The following is a 19,046-nucleotide window of genomic DNA, read 5'->3' as shown; positions in this document are numbered from 1 at the left end:
ATTACTGGGAAACTCGTAAAATCAGGGTGAAGCGGAAATGGTCAATCGCTAAAAGGCCTGGTTAAAATTGAAATAAAATCCACTCGACTTTAACCCAAATCCGTAATCGATTCGAACATTCATGCGAGGTTGTACTTCAAAGCGGTATCCGAGCCCTACATTAGGCAGCCACTCCATCCGGTTCTGTTCGAATTCATCGTTATTAAACACCGAACCTGCTCCTACCCAAACGGCAGCACCATGCAGACTCTTTTTTTGATCCGGTCGGTAAAAAGAATGGCGGTATTCGGTGAGTAAATACACCATGTGATCGTTTCGATAGCGCCCCCATTGGTAGCCCCTTAGGTCGAAGGGAGTGCCTAATTGAGACATCTCGCCATAAGGCACCTCACCAAAAGCCAGCCTCGTTTTAAATTGCCAGGCCAACGTATGTCCCGGCTTTTTGAGCGTTACAAATTGGCGGTAGTCTAATCGGTAAGTTTGGAAATTGTTATCTCCCCCCAGGCCCTGGGAATAGGCTACAGCTCTGAAATCGAGCAAGAGTCCTTTTCGAGCATCAACAGGTACATCTCGGGTATCGTATCGAAGAATAACCCCCAAGCCACCATTCATCGGGCGATTATTGTAGTGTTGATAAACCGAATCCTGATCTACACCTGCACTCGGAGAAGTTCCTTGGGTATAGTTGTAGTCCACATTTAATCCTACGAAGTAGTGCGTTTTAACTTGATATAAAAAACGGGGATTAATCCACCACCAAGTGCGGTTGTAAGCCGTTGTGCTATCCGATTTGGGCACGTTTAAACCATTATCAAAACCCACACCCCAGTAATGATCGGGCATGTCTTTGTACCAAAAATCACCATTGATCCGAAGTTTGTCCTTGAACCAAAAAGAGGTCAAAATTCCGTTAATCACCAAAGCTCCCGTTGTGGTATACCCAATGGATCCCGGAAGTGAAGAACGCTGAATTAGCGAATCGTTTTTGTTGGTCTTAAAGGTGATTAATCCTCCTGCGGCAACAAGCAAACCCAACTCGGGTGTGTAAGCCGGAGCAACAACTGGAGTAAACATGACTTGACCAGCAGCCAGTTTTCTTTCTTTTTTGGCTTCGTAATTGGCCTTGGTTCGCTGAAACCAGGTGGTGCTATCTGATTGAGCATGCCCGGTTATTCCTCCCGCAAAAAGGAAAACCAATACCCATAAACCGGCCTGGCAAGAAGAAAGAAAACGACAGCAAGAAAAGTGGTGCATTCCCGAACACGCTTTGGGCTGTGAAATTAGGGATTCTAAAATTTACCCCCATAGAGCGATTCCAAATCACCCTTTTGGGCTATTTAACGGGCTTGGATTATTAATTCCATCTACCTATCTTGCTTACTGTCTTTAACTTAAACCTTAACGCCATGAAATATTACGCCGGATTTGCCTCCATTTTTGCTGCCATTATGATTCCCGAAGAGGCAGGTATGCTATACAAAATTCTGTTAGGCGTTACCGGAATCATATTCATCGCATTAGCCATCAAAGAAGGTAACGAAAAGGACAAGCACAAGAACCAGGTTTTGAAAGTCACCCAATCCTTGAAAGAGGCACTCAACCGAGTGGATCAAGGAGAATCATTGGAACAAGTAGCAGAATGGATGCGGGCTGAAAAGGACGTTCCAGAAATTATTACGGTCAAATACTTGGCCTACATGACGGATTCCTACGTCACCGACAACCTGGTAGGCATCATCCAGGAAGGAAATTTTCAGGAAGTGGCTGATCGCTTTGCTTTGATTGAATACCTCTCCGAACCCTTTCTTAAAACACCGCGCACCGTGGAGGAAGAAATTGATGCCCTGGATGAAAAAGTGAACCTTGTTTTTATGCAGGAAAATGCCATGCTTCAAGAGGTAAAGGATGAAAATAAGAAGGGCAAAGGAAGCGGAACTCTGATTGTAACTACCCGGTATTTGTTTTGGTTTCCAAAAACGTTCAACCTGGAGAACCTTTGGAATGACGGCAATATGCGAAAACTGGCCAGTAAGGTGGCCGAACAAATTCCGGGCGTTGGATTGGGCGTTAATGCCTTGCTTTTTACTGACTCCACCATCAAAGGCTTTTCCAATGAACCTTTTTTCACCGATGAAAAGAAAGCCGACCTAAAGAAGCTGGCTCAACACAAAAAGTTTTTGGCCATTCCCATTCGGGAGGTGCAGTCCATCACCGTTCCAATAAAACTGAAAGACCGGCTTCTGGCCAACAGTTCTACCATATCCCTTAGCGATGAGCGAAAATTCCACCTCATCGTCATGGAAGACGGATTGACCTTTGCGGAAAACATGTTTGAACAGTTCAAACTAACCGCGCTCCTACATGGCCATCTGTTCATTCCTGAAGATTTCAATAATCCCAAAAACTGGGTGGTTTGGGATATTCGGGACATGCAAAATCCCGAAGCTGAATAGCTAAGAATTTTCTCGGAATACCCTTATTTAAGAGCCCATCGAACAACCAGTGGATATCCTCTTTAAAGCTGATCAAAGTCAGCCAAAATGGAAGGTGGATGCCCTAACTTAGTCTGGTAATTTAAACCTGAATTGCCATGAGTAATACTGAGCAGAAAAAGAAAATTCTGGCCGCTGGGATGGTCAAAATGGAAGAAGTGGTGAGCGACTTTTTGAGCCGCGTAAATGAATTAAAAACCGAAACCACCGAAGGAGCCAGTGAAGAATCTGCTAGTCAAACGGAAGCCCGTAAAGATGCCGATCTGGAAATGCTGGACAACCTGAATAATCAACTCAGCTTTGCCCGACAAGAGTTGGACACCTTGAGAAGCATCGACCCTAAACTGACCCACAACAAGGTGGAATTCGGAAGTGTGGTGATTACGGACAAACGCAATCTTTTTGTTTCTACCGGCATTGAAGCATTTAGCTGTGAAGGCACCGATTATTTTGGCCTAAGCACTCAAGCTCCCTTGTTTAAAAACATGGCCGGAGCCAAAGCAGGCGATAAGGTTTCTTTCCACGGGATAGAATACCAGATCGAAAAGGTATTTTAAGACCTTTTTGATTACCATTTCCATTATCATGCACCCGGTTAAATAATCGGAATGCAGAAATCTACGATGCTCTTTTTTTCGGGATGCTCCTGAAAGTTGTTGTGGTAGATTTCGAAAGGATTCTGATCTGATTTTTCGTAGCCATTTTCATTCATCCAAAGGAACAGGCTTGTCCAGGAGGCTTCATATTGCTCCAGCCCGATTTCGAAGCGGCCCACGATGTGCTTCCCGCCCGGAAGTTGTGACCTTCCTATTTCGCCTTCAACTTCGATCGGCTCGTTTAGGACAATACAGGCACTCAGCCTAACCTTGTCTGGATGGGTTACTTTGAAACTGTCGTGGTATTGTGTGAGTAATTTCGCATCGGGGGTCATTAGCCCTTTTTGTCCGGCCCAGGCGATCAGTTTTTGAAAGGCAGAGGCCACGTTGTGATCTCCAAAATGGGAGACGTATGCCAACTCTCTTTCCGGGAAATTTTTGATTTCAATTTTTGCGTTCATGGTTATCCATTTTTTTAGGTTTTCCAGCTCGCAAATGTATTTTTCGAGGTCCGGGTAGGCTTGGCCATTCTTGCTCTTCAGTTGGCGAATCTTGCTAAAGTGATGCGGGTTTTGATTCCTAAATTCCGATGGACTGATTTGGTAGAATTTCTTGAACGTTCGGGTAAAAGCAGCATTATCCGCATACCCATATTTCAGGGCAATTTCCGTTATACTCCAAGGCTTATGAATTAAATCTGCCGCCGATTTTTCAATCCGACGACGGGTAATGTATTGAAGTAAGGTTTCTCCAGTAATTGCCTTAAAAATCCGGTGAAAGTGATAAGGCGAAAACGCCGCTACTTCAGCTACATCAGCCAATACCATTTCCTGATCAAGGTGCCTATCCATGTAGTCAAACACCTGGTTCAATCTTTTCCGATAATCCTCTTGGGTAGTTGATGCTGTGGGCATTTTTCAAAAGTAATAGAGAAATCAGAGGCGAGACCCCGATGGTCATCGGGGAGAGGCGAGGACGAGGGAGAGGACGGGTGCGGGTGCGGGTGCGGGTGCGGGTGCGGGTGCGGGGAACTTTCAGAATTCGAGATTCGAGATTGAATATTCAAAAATCCCCTAGTCTTTCTCAAATTGGTATAAACCCTAACAGCCAGCCAAGGCTCTGATTTCAAATTTGCCTTTGAAGTTGATCGATAACTCGTGGCGCTTCGAATGGCGAATTCCGAAAAGCCACAAACAGAGTAGGACCATTTTAATACTAACTAAAATGAATGCATTAGAACTAAAAACCCATTCCTGGAGAAATACCCTGGTATCGGTTTTGGGGTTGAACGAAAACTCCTTTCAACTTATTCAAGGGTCTTTGCCGATTGGTAGCACCTCTGAAAATCTTTACTTGATGGCAGATAGTGTGCCTCCAGCCTCTTCCAATTTCCAATTTAACGCCAGCCAATGGAACCGGTTTAGCGAGGATTATGGCTCATTGCTTCACTCTTTGAGTCCTGGAAACAACTCCAGCCAATTACAAGCCGTGTTGGGTGACAACTACACCAACTGGATCAAATTTCGCAACGCTTACTACGCCAAAGGAAATCAGAAATCCCAAGCCGACGTATTCAAACTCTTTGCGGATGAAATGTTGGATCCGGGAGTCGCTCAAACGGCGATTAACACCTTTGCCCAAAGTGCCCTTTCTCCTTTGGAAGAAGCCATGGCAGATTACACCAATACGTCCAACTTTTTGAGCCTGACTTCACCCAGTGGACAGGTAACGAAAGTACCCGTATACAACACCACGATTGAAAAAGCCCAGGCAGCGATTCGCAAAGGTCGTAGTGCTTCTATCAATTACGATTCTACCTCTTCGAACGAGAAGAAGAGTTCTTTTTTCACCGGAGCCATGGACGGTGCATTTGGTACTGTGTTCGCTGTAGCTGGTGCTGCGAGTGACAAGAAAACAAGCCAGATGATCACCAATTCCAAAATCACCATTTCAGGTTCTATTAACAACTACGCCACCCTTCCTGTAGGACCTGGTGACTGGTTTAATTCAGGCGTGTTTAACAATGCTTTGAAAAACAAGAACGACGATTACGTTTGGAACCCTGATTCTTCATCAGGATGGTCAACCTTCTTTGGTGCTGGCGGATCTATGGATCGTGTTATTACCGAATTGATCATCGCCGATGGCATCGATTTGACCATTACCGTGCACGAGACTTTTAGCGATGAACAATTGAGCAGCATTCAGCAAGGTTTGGGTGGAGGATTCTGGCCCTTTTATGCAGGTGCAGAGGGAAGCTCAAAAAGCAACACGGCTTTGTCTACTCAAGACGGAAAGCTTCACATTCCTTACAAAACCAATATCGGTGACATCAGCATCCTGGGTGCCAATGTAACGGCCATTGAATCTGCTTTTTAACCCTTAAAATCCTCTTGAAATGACACTTGAACTTATACTCGGAATACTCCAGAAGCTGGGCATCGCCGTTAAAGTCGCACCGAAAACCCTAATGGTTATTAAGGGCGGAATTAAAGTCCTTGTCGGGATTGACAAAACGGGCAAGGTGACATTGGGTGATGCTGGGTACTTAGCCAAAGTGCTCCACATCAAGCTTTAACCTTTATCTCCTGATCAGTTAAAGCCTTTGAAAAAAGGGCTTTAGCTGTTCATTTGTTTAGACTCCCTTCCCCGCTGATTACCTCGGGGAAGGGGCCCGAAAGGGCACAAAAACTACCCTTATGAAATTCAGAATATCCAGTGGAGCATTGGAAAAAATCCTGCTCATGCTTAAGATCGTGATCCTGCTCAAAACCATCGTTCTGATGATTGCCGGAAGCATAATTTGGTACCGCCTCCACCTCAAAAAAATGATCCAAAAGGATCGCCAAGAAAAAGAAAAACCAGCCTTAAAATCCAATTCATCTCTCAACCAAACTCAGAAGGTATATGGGATCGACATTGCGAAATACCGCTTGAAGGAACTGGAAGATTTAAGCCCTGAAGACAGCATTTCTTTTGTGTACCTCAAGGCGACAGACGGATTAGGATACAGCAATCCAAACTTGTATTCGGAATGGAAAACAGCCGTGAAAAAGAACCTGGTATATGGGGCTTATCACTTTTTTAGAAACCATGATGATGGTCAAAAACAGGCGGAGTTTTTCTACGAACAAATCAAACCGATTTACAAATCAGCCTCCATGCCTTTGGTGCTGGATGTGGAAACCGCCAGCATCACCCATTATCCCTTTGACGAGAATGTAAAAAACAACGTCAAACTCTTTCTGAACCGCCTCGAAAAACTCACCCAGACCAAACCGATGATCTACACCAACTACTATTTTGGAGAGGCCTATTTAACCGATTCCAACTTCGCTCAATATCCCTTGTGGGTAGCCGACTACACCTCCCAAAAAGAACCCCGTGTTCCAGCTGTTTGGAAACGAAAAGGCTGGAGCGTTTGGCAAAAAACCAACACCTATGAACAACACAACGACCTGGATTTGGCTCAACCTGCTTTTTACGAAATCCACCGGTAATTCACTGAATCACTAAACCGCATAAACTTCCGCTTATGAATCCCTCTACAACTGCTCCAAACTCTTCCACCGATTGTAAAATCACGAATGACTCCAACAAAAATCTGACGGTGAATCTGGTGATTGATGAAAACCCAAATGGCAATGTGGCTGCACACCTTTATGAACAAGGAATGGATACTCTGAATTCTCAGAAAAACCAGCGTATTCTTTCGGTTGACGAAGTGGCCATTTACCCGCTACGTCACCAGCAAAATCCAGCCCCAAAGATGTTCCATCTGCTTATCTGCACATCGGATTGGTTTTTCCCCATTTGGAATGAACGCATCTTACCGAACTCCGCTCCTATAGTGGTAAGCAACCAAGACGAGCAAACCATGAAAGCGGCCGAAACTTTCTACCGGAAAATTCAGGCCCAGCCCAACTCCAAACAGGTTAAACAATACCTGGCAGCCACCCAAAAAGGCATGATCCTGGCCCGCCAAGCCGCCAATGGAAAGAAGGGCTCTGCAAAGCAGAGCTTTGAAGCGATGGCCAATGTGGTCAATGCATTTTTTGAAAGCACCACCGCCTATCAGCAGGTAACCTTGGAAAAAATCATGGCCATTGATAGCTATTATCACAACTATCCGTTTGGCTATACCAATTATGGTGATTGCACCTTTTATCTCTATTCAGGAGATGGAAAGAAAAGTCAGTTTGTTGGAAAACTGGTGATCGAAAACAAGGAAGGCATCGACCTTTCCATGCCTAATGGAGGGCTTTCCTGCATCTTCTACCCCTCCCTTAACCCCAGTAAACCAGAAATGACCGAAGTAGACACCAAGTGTCCGCAAAAGGTGGTTTTTTCAGACGGTGTGTTTAATCTTCAACATCCTGAATCGACCAAATCCTGGAGCCTGAAGCCCCATTGTATTTTCAAAAAAGTCATTTCTCAAAAATCATCTGACACGGAGATTATACCCTCGCTTATTGGTCAAATTGGTGGAGTACAAGTAGTGGGAGCCCATGGCGCTCACCCACCAACCGCCCGGGAAGTTGCTGCCGACAAAAAGAGCATAGCCTCCAGCTCGGCTAAACCTCAAACGCCCAGCTATTGGCACACACTTTTTCATCCGAAAACCACCCAACAGACCATTCAATCGATTTCCACGATCACCGGGCTCTACATGTCGGCGCATTTGATTTTAGGCCTTGTGATGACCATCGCCGGATGGATCAAATCTTTGGTTTCCTGGGGCTATCAAAAACTGACTCAAAAAAGATTGGATGAAGAAAAAGACATGGTACAGAATGAGGCCGAGAAGCGAGATGCGGAAATTCGGGAGGATACGGGGATTGAAGAGAAAGGCCCCCAACAACCAGAAGAGAGCGATGATGATCTTTCTTTTGATGATTCCGATGATGTTCAGACAGTGAAGAGTCAGATCCGAAAGGAAGAAGGGGAGTTGAACAATTTGATGGAAAACGATCCAGACCCGAGTGGAAACGAAGAGGCTCAGATGGATAAGGTTGCCATTGACCTGAAAAAAGACCAAAATCTAATAGAGAATTCCGATTCTGCTAACTCCAGTCCGGTGATTCAAAAAGTAGAAAAGCAAGTCACCGAATCCGGCGAAAACATTGAGCAAATGGACCAAAGCATTGGAGCCACCACGGCTACTTCTGCAGCTCAAGATGAAGCGAACAGCATCAATCAAATAGGGCAGTTTCAAAAGGATAATCAAGCGAGCAAAGACACTCAGCCTCAAGAAGAGGATGAAGCTGATGATCTCATGATGGACTAATCTTCTTTACTACCCCTAATCCTAAAAACAATGACGACTTCAACTCCTTCCGTTCAGATTCAGAATGACTTGACCACAGCGTTGGATATTTACACCCTTACACTCCCGCCAAAGGTAAGTCCCCACCATCCCGAACAATGGTACCCATTGTATACCCAAGTGGGTACAGTAGCGGCTCAAACTCAACATGGCACCTACTCTACCCCAGCCGATGAGCCTCTACAAAGCCTCGTATTTGCCCTGCCCGATACAGGAATGCCGGTTGCACATGCATCCACGCATATAGTGGGTGAGATTCAGGTTCATATTAGCTCCAATGCGCTTCAGCAAGCTCAGGATGCCTTTCAGTTTTACAAAAAATTCAAGGGAAGGCCTTATTCACCAGAAGCCCTGCAGCTCAACGAGTTTTTGCGAAATCCCAATCAATTGGCTAAGCAAAAAACCATCCTGAATACCTGGTTTAAATCTAAGGAATTCTCTTTTGACTATGATCTTTTCGCCGTGGTAATGCATTGGGCAGAAAACGATGCCCGGGCTTGGGTTGGCACCTACTATTGCTATGCCATTCCACCAGCCAAACCCGAAAAACCTTTGGTTCTTCCCACCCACGTGCTGGGAACCTTTAGCATTTCAAAACAAGGACAAATTGAGTACAAGGAAGGGGATCAACCGGCCCAGGCTTTTCATTACCGCAAGGGAAAACTGATAGATGCCTCCGATACCTCGGCCAAACCCACTCTTGCTGCCCTTATTCAGGATATGGTCATTCATGATGGCGCTCCAAACACCTTCGACTTTTTCATTACCGGGCACCTCATGGGTCAAAAGGTAATGGCTCAACCCTATCAAAAACCGAAAATCGCCTGGTGGATGGTGGCCTATGATCTGGCCTACCTGTCGTTTACGGCGGTCAATCTCATTCTCGTTGCCCACACGATAATCTCCTTGGCCAAAGCAGTTCCCACTTTGTTTCAGGCCTTGCAAACCCAAGGACTTTCGATCCTTCAATCGGTAAGAAACTCAGTGAGTCAGGTGGCGCAATCGCTAAGGTCCTCTTCCCTGGACGAATTCGACTCAACGATAGATCTCATCAATACCGATGTGGACACCGACATTGATACGGACGTGGATACCGATGTAGACACCGACGTGGATGTAGATGTGGATATTGACGTGGACATCGATGCCCTGGTGGTAGTGGATGTAGACGTAGACATTGATGTAGATGTGGACACCGTGGTGGACAATGTCGTGGATGTGGATACCGATATTGACACGGATGTGGATATTGATGCTGCTCCGCCTAACCAGTTACTCAACCGAATTGGATCCTCCTTATGGTCCAACAAAGGGGCCTTGTTCAAAGCAGTGCTCAACAACGTTGCCTTTATGGGAGGAATGATGGCCGCTCAAAAAATGCTTCAGCTGTGGCATCAAAAAGCCAATCATCATCTGGCTCAGGAGCAACCCTCTCAATCAGCACCACTTGGAATGTTGATCAACTACCTGCTCAACCCAGCCAATAGCTTGGAGGAGCGGTGGACGACCATGGCCGATTTTGTGCAGCAAGGAGCCTCAGTAACCGAGCAGGAAGAAGTGCTTACCACTTTGCTATCCACTCCAAATGCGGCGGCCGACAAAGCCCTCAAGAATTGGAAATGGCCCTCTAAAATCCAGGAAGAATTGAATAAAACCCTGGGTCAGGTATCAGCTCCCTACTTGATGTATCAATCGCTGGCCAAATACTCCTGCAAAGGCCATCCACTACCCCTAAAAGTGGCCACAGAAGTTCTACTCCATCACCTTCAAAAAAACCAGAAAACCCATGGATAAATCACATTCTACCAACTACCCCACTGCTGAAGAACATCTGCAGGCCTGGGAAGAATTAGCTCAGGGGATTGCCTCCAGTCGGGCCTCCGTTGAAAAGGCTCAAACTGAACAACCGGCACCAGAGTCCAAGCCAGGAGAGCTCCTGATTTTGGGCTCAGGCATTGAATCCATTGGGTTTAGTCTTGGGGATAAAAAGCTGATTGAATCAGCTGATAAGGTCCTCTTTTGCGTAGCTGATCCGGCCACCCACGTTTGGCTTAAACAACTTCGACCAGACGCCTTGGATTTGTACGTGCTCTATGGAGAAAACAAGGTGCGGTACACGACCTACATGCAAATGACGGAGGCTCAACTCTACTGGGTTCGTCAAGGGCTAAAAGTGGTGGTGGTTTTTTACGGCCACCCGGGAATATTTGTCCTTTCTACCCATCGGGCCATCCTGCTGGCTCGAAGAGAGGGCTACCGAGCGGTAATGAAGGCCGGCGTGTGTGCGTTGGATACCCTTTGCGCAGATTTGGGAGTGGATCCCTGTCATCCGGGGCTACAGACCCATGAAGCCACCGATGCTTTGATTCGCCAACGCAGAATTGATCCCTCACTACATGTTATCCTTTGGCAGGTGGGATTGATTGGTGAATTGGGATACCGCAGGCAAGGCTATTTGAATTCCAATTTTTCCCGGTTTATCCATTGGCTTCAGGAGATTTACGGAAAGGATTATGATGTGATCCACTACATCGCGTCCCGCTACCCCACCTTAGATCCACTTATTGAGCGCTACTCTTTGGAAGAGCTTCATCGACCCGAAAACCAAGCCGGAATTACAGGTTTGTCCACGTTTTACCTGGCTCCAAAAGAGGTGGTCCCAACCAACGAACAAGTAGCCCGGGAGCTGGGTGTACTTAAAGAGGGGCAACAACTGATTACGCCCACTTCACCCTTGCGGGAAATTGGGCTCTATGGTCCCCGGGAAATGAAAGCCTTTGATGCCTTTGCTGATTTTTCCATTCCAGGCTCCTATTCCTGGCAACCTGAAACCGAGGCCAGTAAATTTCTTATCTCGCTCTACTTCGACCCTGAGCTTCAAAGGATGTACCGTCAAAATCCTGAAGAAGCCCTTGATGATCCTCGCTTTGAACAATTATCACCTCGGGAAAGGTCGCTGCTAACCACCCGAGAATCAGGTGCGATTCAGGTGGCATCCAAAGGACTTTTTCAGCGATCCACTTCCACGGAAAAGGTGATTATTCATCTGCTCAAAAACAAAAAGGCCACTGCTCAGTTGGGAAGGAAGTTAGCCGGCTTGAATCGGCGAGAAGCAAAGTCGGTGTTGAAGGATTGGTTGGTTGAAAATGACTTGAACTGGGAATGGTCAGCACTCACCCGTACCATTGACTCGATCAATCGGGCACAGCTCTTTCCCTGGACCGGCGTGTACCTGGATTCCCAAAATAAACGGGTGATCACCTTAATCGGAAATCCCAGGCGCTGGCAAAAAAGTGTATTGTACATCAACGATGTTCGAATTCGGGCGTTCCGCTACCAGCAGGGCGTTTTGAGTTGGGAAAGTCAGCCTGATGTTCCTTTGAGCGGATCACTTCGCCCCGACGCTCCTTTGAACGGAAACCGCCAGTTTATTGGAAAAACCTGGTCCGATTCCAGCCTACCCATCCACCAGGTTAATTGGCAGGCCGAGGAAATTGATCCGCAGCGGCAACGGCTGTTTTCAAGTACCCAAACCCAAGGTTATGAAGACTCCTTTTTCTATGGTTTTTATGTATTAAGGCGATCGGGAATTGGGGTGGATCATCCTGAGAAACTTCAGCTCTCGGAGGGCCTGCTCGAAATCGGATCTCAAACGGTCACCACTTTTCAACTGGAAAAAGGAAGGTTAAGTTGGAAGGCCCAAAAAGAACTGCCGGCAGGAGAAATACAATTCATTCTGGACCCGATCATTGGCTCGCTGGAATTCTTCGGGCATCTAATCGATTCCCAATCCCAGGAAAAAACCTCCATTTACGGGGCGAAAAAGATCCATGAAGACCCGTCCTACCAAGGCCCGGACATACCCGACTGGGCAGCCGAACACCTTCGGGCCATTGCCTGGGAGAACTTAGAAAAGGGAGGCCTGTTTCTATGGCACAAGTGGGAAAAGCAGCACCTGATTAGCCAAGTGGTAAATCGAATCATTGCCCGCCTGTCATGACTCCAAGGATAGTAGCGCTCCACCAGAGCCTGGTATTGAATTACGATGTGCTCGAGTACCCCTTCCAGCAAATCCTCAGCGAAGAAGTATTCCGGGTCCCTAACCTGGGAGCCTTACACCGGGTATGGAAAAAACAAACGGGTAAGGTCAAACTCAGCTATACCGACAATCTGGTGCTTCGAAAACTCATGCAGCAAATCCCGGATGATTCTGTTTTTTACCAAGTTTATCACCGCTGGGTAGCCGAAGTAGTAGCTCCACATTTCGGACATCGCATTCGCTATGCGGCACATCCCAAAATGCGTGTTCACCTGGCCGGAACCCGATCGGTAAGCGATTTTCACCGGGATGCAGAAGTTACCGGTCGCCCCGAGCAAATCAATTGCTACCTGCCCTTTACCGATGTGTTTGGAAGCAACACCCTGTGGTGTGAAAACGACTACGGTGAAGGCAACTACCGTCCGTTGGAATTGCGCTATGGTCAAGCCCTTTTGTGGGATGGCGGAATGCTCGAGCACGGTACCTACGCCAACCAAACCGACCATACCCGAGTAAGTTGTGATTTTCGCTTTCACCCCAAGGCTCCTGAATTGGTGAGTCCCCCTTGGAATTCCATCTTGAATTCTCGGCCAAAAGCAAAAGAAGATGAGGCCTCAACCGCCCACCGAATAACCACCAACCTTGGTAAAACTGGTAATAACCCTAACGACAAAAAACGGCGGGCGGGACACCTTTGAAAATAGAATTCAACAGCCAAATTCTTTGAGTTCTGGCGGAATCTGAAAAGCCTTAAGAGTAAGAATTATTTAAAAAAAAATAGATAGATGTTAATTGTAATTACAAAAGATCCAGTGGTTCCAGCAGCCATCAGCATCCTCCGTAAATCTGAAGGAGATAATTGGGGTTGGGGAAGAACCTTTAAAATCAAAAAAGGATGCGATCAAAAACAAGCAGAAACTCAAATTGAGGGCTGGGTTTCAAAGTTAAAACCCCAGGAAAATCTCTGCTTAGTAGGCCATGGAGATAAGGACCATTTGGGTGGCTCAAACGAAGGCATAGACCTCATTGCCTGGACACCCGATGAAGTAGGTAATCTATTAAAGTCCTCATTGCCTGAAAATTGGACCAACAGCATACTCATTAGATCCTGTGGCGAGGACGGCGAAAGCTTTGCTTCGGGTTTATCTGCCCAATTGGATGTTGCTCGACCTGGAATTAGCGTTTTTGGGTATACCAAAGAAATAATAAAAGTGCATAAGATTCCCAATCCCAACCAACTTGAAGAAGAAAGAAAAAATGGTGAATTAGTTGAAGAAAGAACAAACCCATTCGGTTTCATGGACGATGTACCCGGCGCCGATCCCAATGCCGAAAACGCCATGGCTGTTGACCCTCCTCAAAACGAAGGCAACAAAGAGTCAGAAGGCGATACTGATATGATCGAAGCGTAGGAATCTCCTACTCCATGACCCGAATTAAGACCCAGAGTTTGATATGAAAAATCAAGGTTCCACAGCCAATCAACCAGACGACAAAGCCTCTGATCAGAATAAGAAAAGAGAGCTCAAAGAAGAAGAAAAAAAGGCGACTAAGAAACAGCACCAAGAACAGACAGAGGGCAAACAAACCCCAGATGATCAGCAGCAGAAAGAGGAAAACACCGGCAATCAAAATCAAGGTACCGGCGACGCCCTACCCTATGCGGATTGGGAAGAATATGAGGAAGAAAAGGATGAGCCTCAGCGCTACCGAGACGATTTTTACCGTCCTGAAAACATCATTGGACATACCGGAGATTTAAATAAAAATCCGACTGTCTACTTCCGAAAAGGGAATGAAGTTGGGCGAATCACCCAAAAATTTGATAGGAATCCGCTAAATGAAGGAAGAGAAAAAGTAAGGTCAATGGATGGCTATAGCATAGACAACTATTATGTACCCGATGAAGTGGAGAAATATAAGCCAGAAGAAGTAGATCGATTAGTATCTAAAGATCAAGATCAACCAGAACATGGTTACCGAGAAGGACTTCGTTCTGTAGAAATAGCTAACAACGAAAAAGGTGAATCAGTAATCAAGCATTTCAGCCGAAAGGAATTTCATCCCGCAGATCAAAGCGAACCCGAGGAAATTGAGACCCTGTCAAAAGCTATTGATAAACATCCCAATTTGAAACCTAAAAACGAGAAGAAGCCCGTAGAAGAACCCAAGGAAAACCTTCAAGGCCTCTTTGCCAATGTGCCGGGTGAAAATGCCGCTATTGCTGCGGCTGAACCAGCCGAAGATCAAGCTGAGGAAAATCCGGATTCAGAGCATGAAGAATCTGACCTGGAATAGATTAGAGAAAATCTTGAAGGAGCCACTACTCCAACAACACTAACTCATCTGCATCTACGAGTCCGTTTTGAACGGCATAAATGATAAGACCGGCTGTATTTTTTACGCCGGTTTTTTGCAATAATTTGCTCTTATGGGCCTCCACGGTTTTGGTGGTAACGAATAGTTTTTCGGCAATTTCACGAGCGGTAAATTGGGCACAAATGAGCCGGAGCACTTCAATTTCACGTTCACTTAGCGCATCCTTGGAATGGGTATGTAATTGCGGAATCTTTTCGGTGATTTGCGAGCGCAACACGGTTACCTGATCTTCACTGAAAAAATGCCCTTTCTGGTATACCTCATGAATAACCTGTACCAGATCTTCTTTGTCCGTTTCCTTCGGCAAAAAGGCATGAACCCCGGTACGAAGCATGTAGCCCATAAAGGACGACTTGTAGTAAGAAGAAAGAACGATGATACGAATCTTGGGAAAATCCCGAATGAGCACTTCTGCCGCATTCAAGCCATTGCCATCCTCCATTCGGAGATCGAGGAGAACGATATCGGGATGATCTTTTGTAGCCTGCAGTTTTTCAAGAAGAGAATTCCCACTAAAGGCAGTTAAACATACCGACAGGCCGTCTAGTTGATTGAGGTAATCTGACAAAAGCTGGACAACCAGTTTGTCGTCATCTATTAGTCCAAGTTTGATGATTTGTTCCATAAGTAGATCAATATTACGATAAAGAATGCGGCTTGGAAAATGAGGCGGAATAAGAAAGAAGCAAGGTAAAAGTGGTGCCCTTTCCGGATTCGGATTTCAAGCGGTATTTCCCACCCAAAACCTGAACGCGTAACTCGATGTTTTTTAGTCCCAGTCCGGTGGCCTGATCGCTGTTGAATCCCTTTCCATAGTCGCGTACGACCAGAGCACAATAACGCTCGGTTTCACGAAATCTCAAGTCCACCTGCTTCGTATCGGCATGCTTGTCCACATTGGTCATCACTTCCTGAAATACGCGAAACAACTGCAATCTTTTGTCCACTTCCAAAAGGGAAGAATCGAGCCCCTTTAACCCGAGGGAAAACTGATACTTGTTGCGGTAAGGTTGGATAAAATCCAGGATAATTTCCTGCATGGAGACCTCTTTCAAAAGCGGAGGAACCAGGTCGTGTGAAATGGTGCGGGCCGTTTCAATGCTATTCTTGAGCAAGTCGTTAACCGCACCTTCCTGGTTTAACAACTTAATTCGATGCAACTGGGAAATGAGGTTATCATGCAATTCTCCGGCAATGCGCTGTCTTTCTTTCTCCTGAATACTAACGCTGGATCGGAGTAGTTCCTTTTGGTGCTCCAATTTGAGTTGTTCCTTCTCCCGTTCTTCCTTCCAGGACCAATCCAGGTGATTTTTGACTAAAAAGAGGAGAAAGGCGAGAATAATGGTTAGAATCAGAATCCCCCCAATGAGTAGCAACAACCAACTTAACTCTTCTTCCATAAGGCTTGATTTGCATAGATCAAAAAGACGTAGTAAAGAATGAGAAAAACCGCCCGGAAGAACCAGAACCAGGCGACAACCGTGAGATTAACTTTGGAAATTAGGTAGTTCGTACCCATGGACAAAAAAGCGTCTATGGTAAAAAACAGAAGTACCGCACCACTCAGATAAACAACGGGCTTGTTGATCTGAACTCTTCGTTGAATGAGCCAGGCGAAATAAACCAAGCTGTAGCAAAACAATAGGCTGGATAAAAGGGCTCGATCCCAGGGTTGAAAGGAGGTGATTTCCAAGCCTGGTAAAAAGTAAAACGGAAAAGGAAGTAAAGCGATGGCTACCGCAACCGGCCGTTTTAGGTTAAGCTTTAAGGCATCGATGTAGAAGAGGGTCAAAAAGGCAAAATGAATAGCCGATGATAGGGAAAACACAAAAAGATTCTTGCCCTTGATAACGGTGAAAATCATCCCAGTGGTCTCCATCATTAACAAGAGCAGCAAATAGAGACTCAAGTACGAAAAATTCCGCTTCCAAACGGCCAGGATTACTCCTCCGGATAAGGTTAGGATGGAGGTCCAGATTAGAAGCCTTCCCGCCAAATCAAATGCATTCATAGTCCCGAAAAAAAAAGATGGAGCCCATTACCGGGCTCCAAAATTAAGGGCTATTGGCTTAGGCCTGAAACAGGTTAAACGGCTGCTGAATCGTTGAAAAGGGAGGGCTTGGAGTTGTTAAATCCTGCACGATATAGGTCGTTACCGGTTGCCCGGACTGATAGGCTTGAGCATCTTCAATGTTGCATAGAAGCATCTCAATTTCATTGGGGTACAATACCGCACCCTGGGCATCGGTGTAATTCTTGATCCCGTAGAACAAGAAGGCCTTGCTCACATTGGCCGTTTGAAAGATGTCTGTAATATCATCAAAGGGAACGGTGAAAACACGAACTACCCCAGCCTGATCAACGTCTTGGGCGGTTTGGGCTTCATGTTGCTTTTGCTGAAACCAATTATCTGAATACAAAAACCAGGAAAAGGCAGACTCAAAAGCCGTTTCTATCGGAACCTGACTTCCCTTTAACGGCCTCAATTTGTTCGCAGAAATGGGAAAGTTATTCGCGGTTTGAGCATCATCTCCCCTCGCATAACTCTTGGTGATCAAATTATGGCCTTCTACATAACTCTGGGCGGCATCGGTATGGCTATCGGTGAGGTAAAATTTTATCCCCAAATCGTCGATTCCGATGTAGAGGTGAATATTAAAATCGCCTAATGCAATGCCGGCTGCCGTTCGAATAGCCTCCCATCGGTTAAAATCATCCATTTCAATCTCGACACCATAGCCTGAAGTCAGAAAGTTGAACCCCACCAGCGTGTTCCGAATTTCATTCCACTGCTGGATATTGTCTTTGATAGTTTGAATCATAGCTTGTATAAATTGATCGTTTGTAAATCGCATTCATCACGATCAATCCTGCTACCCACAATAGCACTATTGAGGATGAAAAAAATCACCCTTAAACCTATGCATCAATCATCGTACGTATCAGGAAATCAACCGTGGCTTATACTGCAAACTACCGTTTAGTTCCTTAATTGCTGAATAGGCTAAAACTATAAAAGTTTGAATGGACAGCGGCTATGAAACGGTCATAATTAATAGGCCATTTCCACTATTTTTTCCACGTCATCGGGCTTGAGAGATCCGTGCTCTCCAATTCCCTTCCACCCTCTTTCAACGAAGGTTTCAGCGATTTTTTGAGCCGTTCCAGAAACCTCAACACCATACTGTGATAATCGCGTATCGATTCCTATGGAATGGAAAAAGGTTTCGGTTTTTTCAATAGCCTTCCGGGCCTTCTCTTCGGTTGAACCTGTTGAGACTCCCCAGACTCTTTCGGCATATTGGGCCAATTTTTCCTTCTTGCTCTCCAGGTTGTAGGTGTAATGACTCCCAGCCAAAATGGCCAGGGTACGAGCATGATCTATCCCGTACAAAGCAGTCAATTCATGGCCCATGGCGTGAATAGCCCAATCGGTAGGAACCCCTTTTTGGATTAAACCGTTGAGCGCCATCGTACAGCTCCACATAAAGTTGGACGCGGCTTTGTAATCGTTGGGATCGGCCAAAATCTGCGGGGCCGTTTCCAAAATGGTTTGTAGAATACCTTCAGCCATTCGATCTTGTAAGGAAGCTCCAATCGGATAGGTCATGTACTGTTCCAGCACGTGGGTAAAGGAATCGGCCAAGCCATTGGCGATTTGACGTTGCGGAATGGAATGAACCACTTGGGGGTCGAGAATCGAAAATTGAGGGAACAGCCCAGGACCACCCATACCCAATTTCTCCTGGGTTTCTTTTCGGGTTATAACTGCACCAGAATTCATTTCAGAACCTGTAGCTGGCAAGGTAAGAACGGTACCAAAAGGCAAGCCGACCTCAGTTCGAATTCCTTGCTTTAAAATATCCCATGGAGTGTCGCCTTCGTAAAGCGCAGCAGAGGACAAAAACTTGGTGCCATCAATAACCGATCCTCCACCTACTGCCAGGAGAAAGTTAATGTCTTCCTCTTTGATCACCTTTAAGGCCTGGAGCAAAATATCGTACTCAGGATTGGCGGGTATTCCGCCAAACTCCACCACTTCAAACTCTTTTAAGGCCGCCTTTACCTGATCGTAAATTCCGTTTTTCTTGATGCTTCCACCTCCATAGAGCATTAAAACTTTAGCGTTGGCAGGAATTTCATCTGCCACATGAGCTATTTGGCCTTTTCCAAACCGGATCTTAGTGGGGTTGTAGAATTCAAAATTGTTCATA

18 protein-coding genes are annotated in these 19,046 nt (G+C 45.9%); 11 read left to right on the top strand and 7 right to left on the bottom strand.

The window, feature by feature from the left end:
* Positions 1-48: 48 nt before the first annotated feature.
* Positions 49-1,254, bottom strand: a complete 1,206-nt coding sequence (locus KFE98_08155; protein ID UTW64099.1) for a BamA/TamA family outer membrane protein — start codon at positions 1,252-1,254, stop codon at positions 49-51.
* A gap of 152 nt (positions 1,255-1,406) precedes the next feature.
* Here KFE98_08155 and KFE98_08150 point away from each other — a divergent pair, with 152 nt between their 5' ends.
* Both KFE98_08150 and KFE98_08145 read left to right on the top strand, forming a co-directional pair.
* A complete protein-coding gene (locus KFE98_08150) occupies positions 1,407-2,453 on the top strand; it encodes a hypothetical protein (GenBank protein ID UTW64098.1) in 1,047 nt (348 codons plus the stop codon).
* 137 nt (positions 2,454-2,590) lie between these two features.
* Positions 2,591-3,049: a hypothetical protein gene (locus tag KFE98_08145; protein UTW64097.1), complete on the top strand. Its 459-nt coding sequence runs from the start codon at positions 2,591-2,593 to the stop codon at positions 3,047-3,049.
* Positions 3,050-3,087: 38 nt separating this feature from the next.
* Here the strand turns inward: KFE98_08145 and KFE98_08140 are convergent, their stop codons facing one another.
* On the bottom strand, positions 3,088-4,002 hold the full coding sequence (locus KFE98_08140) for an AraC family transcriptional regulator (protein UTW64096.1): 915 nt from the start codon (positions 4,000-4,002) through the stop codon (positions 3,088-3,090).
* A 310-nt stretch (positions 4,003-4,312) separates the two neighbouring features.
* Between KFE98_08140 and KFE98_08135 the strand changes: the two genes are divergently transcribed.
* The 9 genes from KFE98_08135 to KFE98_08095 all read left to right on the top strand — a co-directional run bounded on the left by KFE98_08135 (position 4,313) and on the right by KFE98_08095 (position 14,751).
* Positions 4,313-5,467 carry a hypothetical protein gene (locus tag KFE98_08135; protein UTW64095.1) on the top strand — a complete coding sequence of 385 codons (1,155 nt, stop codon included), beginning with the start codon at positions 4,313-4,315 and terminating at the stop codon, positions 5,465-5,467.
* A 19-nt stretch (positions 5,468-5,486) separates the two neighbouring features.
* The gene (locus KFE98_08130) at positions 5,487-5,666 is read left to right on the top strand and encodes a hypothetical protein (protein ID UTW64094.1); all 180 of its coding nucleotides are present in this window, start codon (positions 5,487-5,489) and stop codon (positions 5,664-5,666) included.
* 121 nt (positions 5,667-5,787) lie between these two features.
* Positions 5,788-6,588, top strand: a complete 801-nt coding sequence (locus tag KFE98_08125; GenBank protein UTW64093.1) for a hypothetical protein — start codon at positions 5,788-5,790, stop codon at positions 6,586-6,588.
* 35 nt (positions 6,589-6,623) lie between these two features.
* Positions 6,624-8,375 (top strand): hypothetical protein, encoded by a 1,752-nt coding sequence (locus tag KFE98_08120; protein ID UTW64092.1) that lies wholly within the window; start codon positions 6,624-6,626, stop codon positions 8,373-8,375.
* A 30-nt stretch (positions 8,376-8,405) separates the two neighbouring features.
* Positions 8,406-10,208 carry a hypothetical protein gene (locus tag KFE98_08115; protein UTW64091.1) on the top strand — a complete coding sequence of 601 codons (1,803 nt, stop codon included), beginning with the start codon at positions 8,406-8,408 and terminating at the stop codon, positions 10,206-10,208.
* Positions 10,201-12,414 (top strand): hypothetical protein, encoded by a 2,214-nt coding sequence (locus KFE98_08110; GenBank protein ID UTW64090.1) that lies wholly within the window; start codon positions 10,201-10,203, stop codon positions 12,412-12,414. Before KFE98_08115 ends, KFE98_08110 begins: the two co-directional genes overlap by 8 nt.
* Positions 12,411-13,151, top strand: coding sequence for a streptomycin biosynthesis enzyme StrG (locus tag KFE98_08105; GenBank protein ID UTW64089.1), 741 nt, complete (start codon positions 12,411-12,413; stop codon positions 13,149-13,151). Before KFE98_08110 ends, KFE98_08105 begins: the two co-directional genes overlap by 4 nt.
* Positions 13,152-13,238: 87 nt before the next feature.
* Positions 13,239-13,865, top strand: coding sequence for a hypothetical protein (locus KFE98_08100; protein ID UTW64088.1), 627 nt, complete (start codon positions 13,239-13,241; stop codon positions 13,863-13,865).
* Between the two features lie 43 nt (positions 13,866-13,908).
* On the top strand, positions 13,909-14,751 hold the full coding sequence (locus KFE98_08095) for a hypothetical protein (GenBank protein ID UTW64087.1): 843 nt from the start codon (positions 13,909-13,911) through the stop codon (positions 14,749-14,751).
* A 25-nt stretch (positions 14,752-14,776) separates the two neighbouring features.
* Here the strand turns inward: KFE98_08095 and KFE98_08090 are convergent, their stop codons facing one another.
* The 5 genes from KFE98_08090 to KFE98_08070 all read right to left on the bottom strand — a co-directional run bounded on the left by KFE98_08090 (position 14,777) and on the right by KFE98_08070 (position 19,045).
* Positions 14,777-15,457, bottom strand: a complete 681-nt coding sequence (locus tag KFE98_08090; protein ID UTW64086.1) for a response regulator transcription factor — start codon at positions 15,455-15,457, stop codon at positions 14,777-14,779.
* A gap of 13 nt (positions 15,458-15,470) precedes the next feature.
* Positions 15,471-16,232, bottom strand: coding sequence for a histidine kinase (locus KFE98_08085; protein UTW64085.1), 762 nt, complete (start codon positions 16,230-16,232; stop codon positions 15,471-15,473).
* A complete protein-coding gene (locus tag KFE98_08080) occupies positions 16,217-16,843 on the bottom strand; it encodes a hypothetical protein (GenBank protein ID UTW64084.1) in 627 nt (208 codons plus the stop codon). The genes KFE98_08085 and KFE98_08080 overlap by 16 nt, the downstream gene beginning before the upstream one ends.
* A gap of 58 nt (positions 16,844-16,901) precedes the next feature.
* The gene (locus KFE98_08075) at positions 16,902-17,654 is read right to left on the bottom strand and encodes a hypothetical protein (protein ID UTW64083.1); all 753 of its coding nucleotides are present in this window, start codon (positions 17,652-17,654) and stop codon (positions 16,902-16,904) included.
* Between the two features lie 230 nt (positions 17,655-17,884).
* Positions 17,885-19,045, bottom strand: a complete 1,161-nt coding sequence (locus tag KFE98_08070) for an iron-containing alcohol dehydrogenase (GenBank protein ID UTW64082.1) — start codon at positions 19,043-19,045, stop codon at positions 17,885-17,887.
* Between the last annotated feature and the right edge of the window lies 1 nt (position 19,046).

This window comes from bacterium SCSIO 12741, assembly GCA_024398055.1.
In the GTDB taxonomy this organism is placed as follows: Bacteria; Bacteroidota; Bacteroidia; order Flavobacteriales_G; family Salibacteraceae; genus SCSIO-12741.
Note: the sequence above shows the minus strand (reverse complement) of the source record. Positions and strands in the feature narration are given on the sequence as shown.

Coding starts and splice junctions, on each gene's coding strand:
- KFE98_08110 (UTW64090.1), top strand. CDS start 10,201: ATGGATAAATCACATTCTACCAACTACCCCACTGCTGAAGAACATCTG.
- KFE98_08105 (UTW64089.1), top strand. CDS start 12,411: ATGACTCCAAGGATAGTAGCGCTCCACCAGAGCCTGGTATTGAATTAC.
- KFE98_08145 (UTW64097.1), top strand. CDS start 2,591: ATGAGTAATACTGAGCAGAAAAAGAAAATTCTGGCCGCTGGGATGGTC.
- KFE98_08155 (UTW64099.1), bottom strand. CDS start 1,254: ATGCACCACTTTTCTTGCTGTCGTTTTCTTTCTTCTTGCCAGGCCGGT.
- KFE98_08135 (UTW64095.1), top strand. CDS start 4,313: ATGAATGCATTAGAACTAAAAACCCATTCCTGGAGAAATACCCTGGTA.
- KFE98_08130 (UTW64094.1), top strand. CDS start 5,487: ATGACACTTGAACTTATACTCGGAATACTCCAGAAGCTGGGCATCGCC.
- KFE98_08080 (UTW64084.1), bottom strand. CDS start 16,843: ATGAATGCATTTGATTTGGCGGGAAGGCTTCTAATCTGGACCTCCATC.
- KFE98_08150 (UTW64098.1), top strand. CDS start 1,407: ATGAAATATTACGCCGGATTTGCCTCCATTTTTGCTGCCATTATGATT.
- KFE98_08115 (UTW64091.1), top strand. CDS start 8,406: ATGACGACTTCAACTCCTTCCGTTCAGATTCAGAATGACTTGACCACA.
- KFE98_08090 (UTW64086.1), bottom strand. CDS start 15,457: ATGGAACAAATCATCAAACTTGGACTAATAGATGACGACAAACTGGTT.
- KFE98_08085 (UTW64085.1), bottom strand. CDS start 16,232: ATGGAAGAAGAGTTAAGTTGGTTGTTGCTACTCATTGGGGGGATTCTG.
- KFE98_08070 (UTW64082.1), bottom strand. CDS start 19,045: ATGAACAATTTTGAATTCTACAACCCCACTAAGATCCGGTTTGGAAAA.
- KFE98_08120 (UTW64092.1), top strand. CDS start 6,624: ATGAATCCCTCTACAACTGCTCCAAACTCTTCCACCGATTGTAAAATC.
- KFE98_08140 (UTW64096.1), bottom strand. CDS start 4,002: ATGCCCACAGCATCAACTACCCAAGAGGATTATCGGAAAAGATTGAAC.
- KFE98_08095 (UTW64087.1), top strand. CDS start 13,909: ATGAAAAATCAAGGTTCCACAGCCAATCAACCAGACGACAAAGCCTCT.
- KFE98_08100 (UTW64088.1), top strand. CDS start 13,239: ATGTTAATTGTAATTACAAAAGATCCAGTGGTTCCAGCAGCCATCAGC.
- KFE98_08125 (UTW64093.1), top strand. CDS start 5,788: ATGAAATTCAGAATATCCAGTGGAGCATTGGAAAAAATCCTGCTCATG.
- KFE98_08075 (UTW64083.1), bottom strand. CDS start 17,654: ATGATTCAAACTATCAAAGACAATATCCAGCAGTGGAATGAAATTCGG.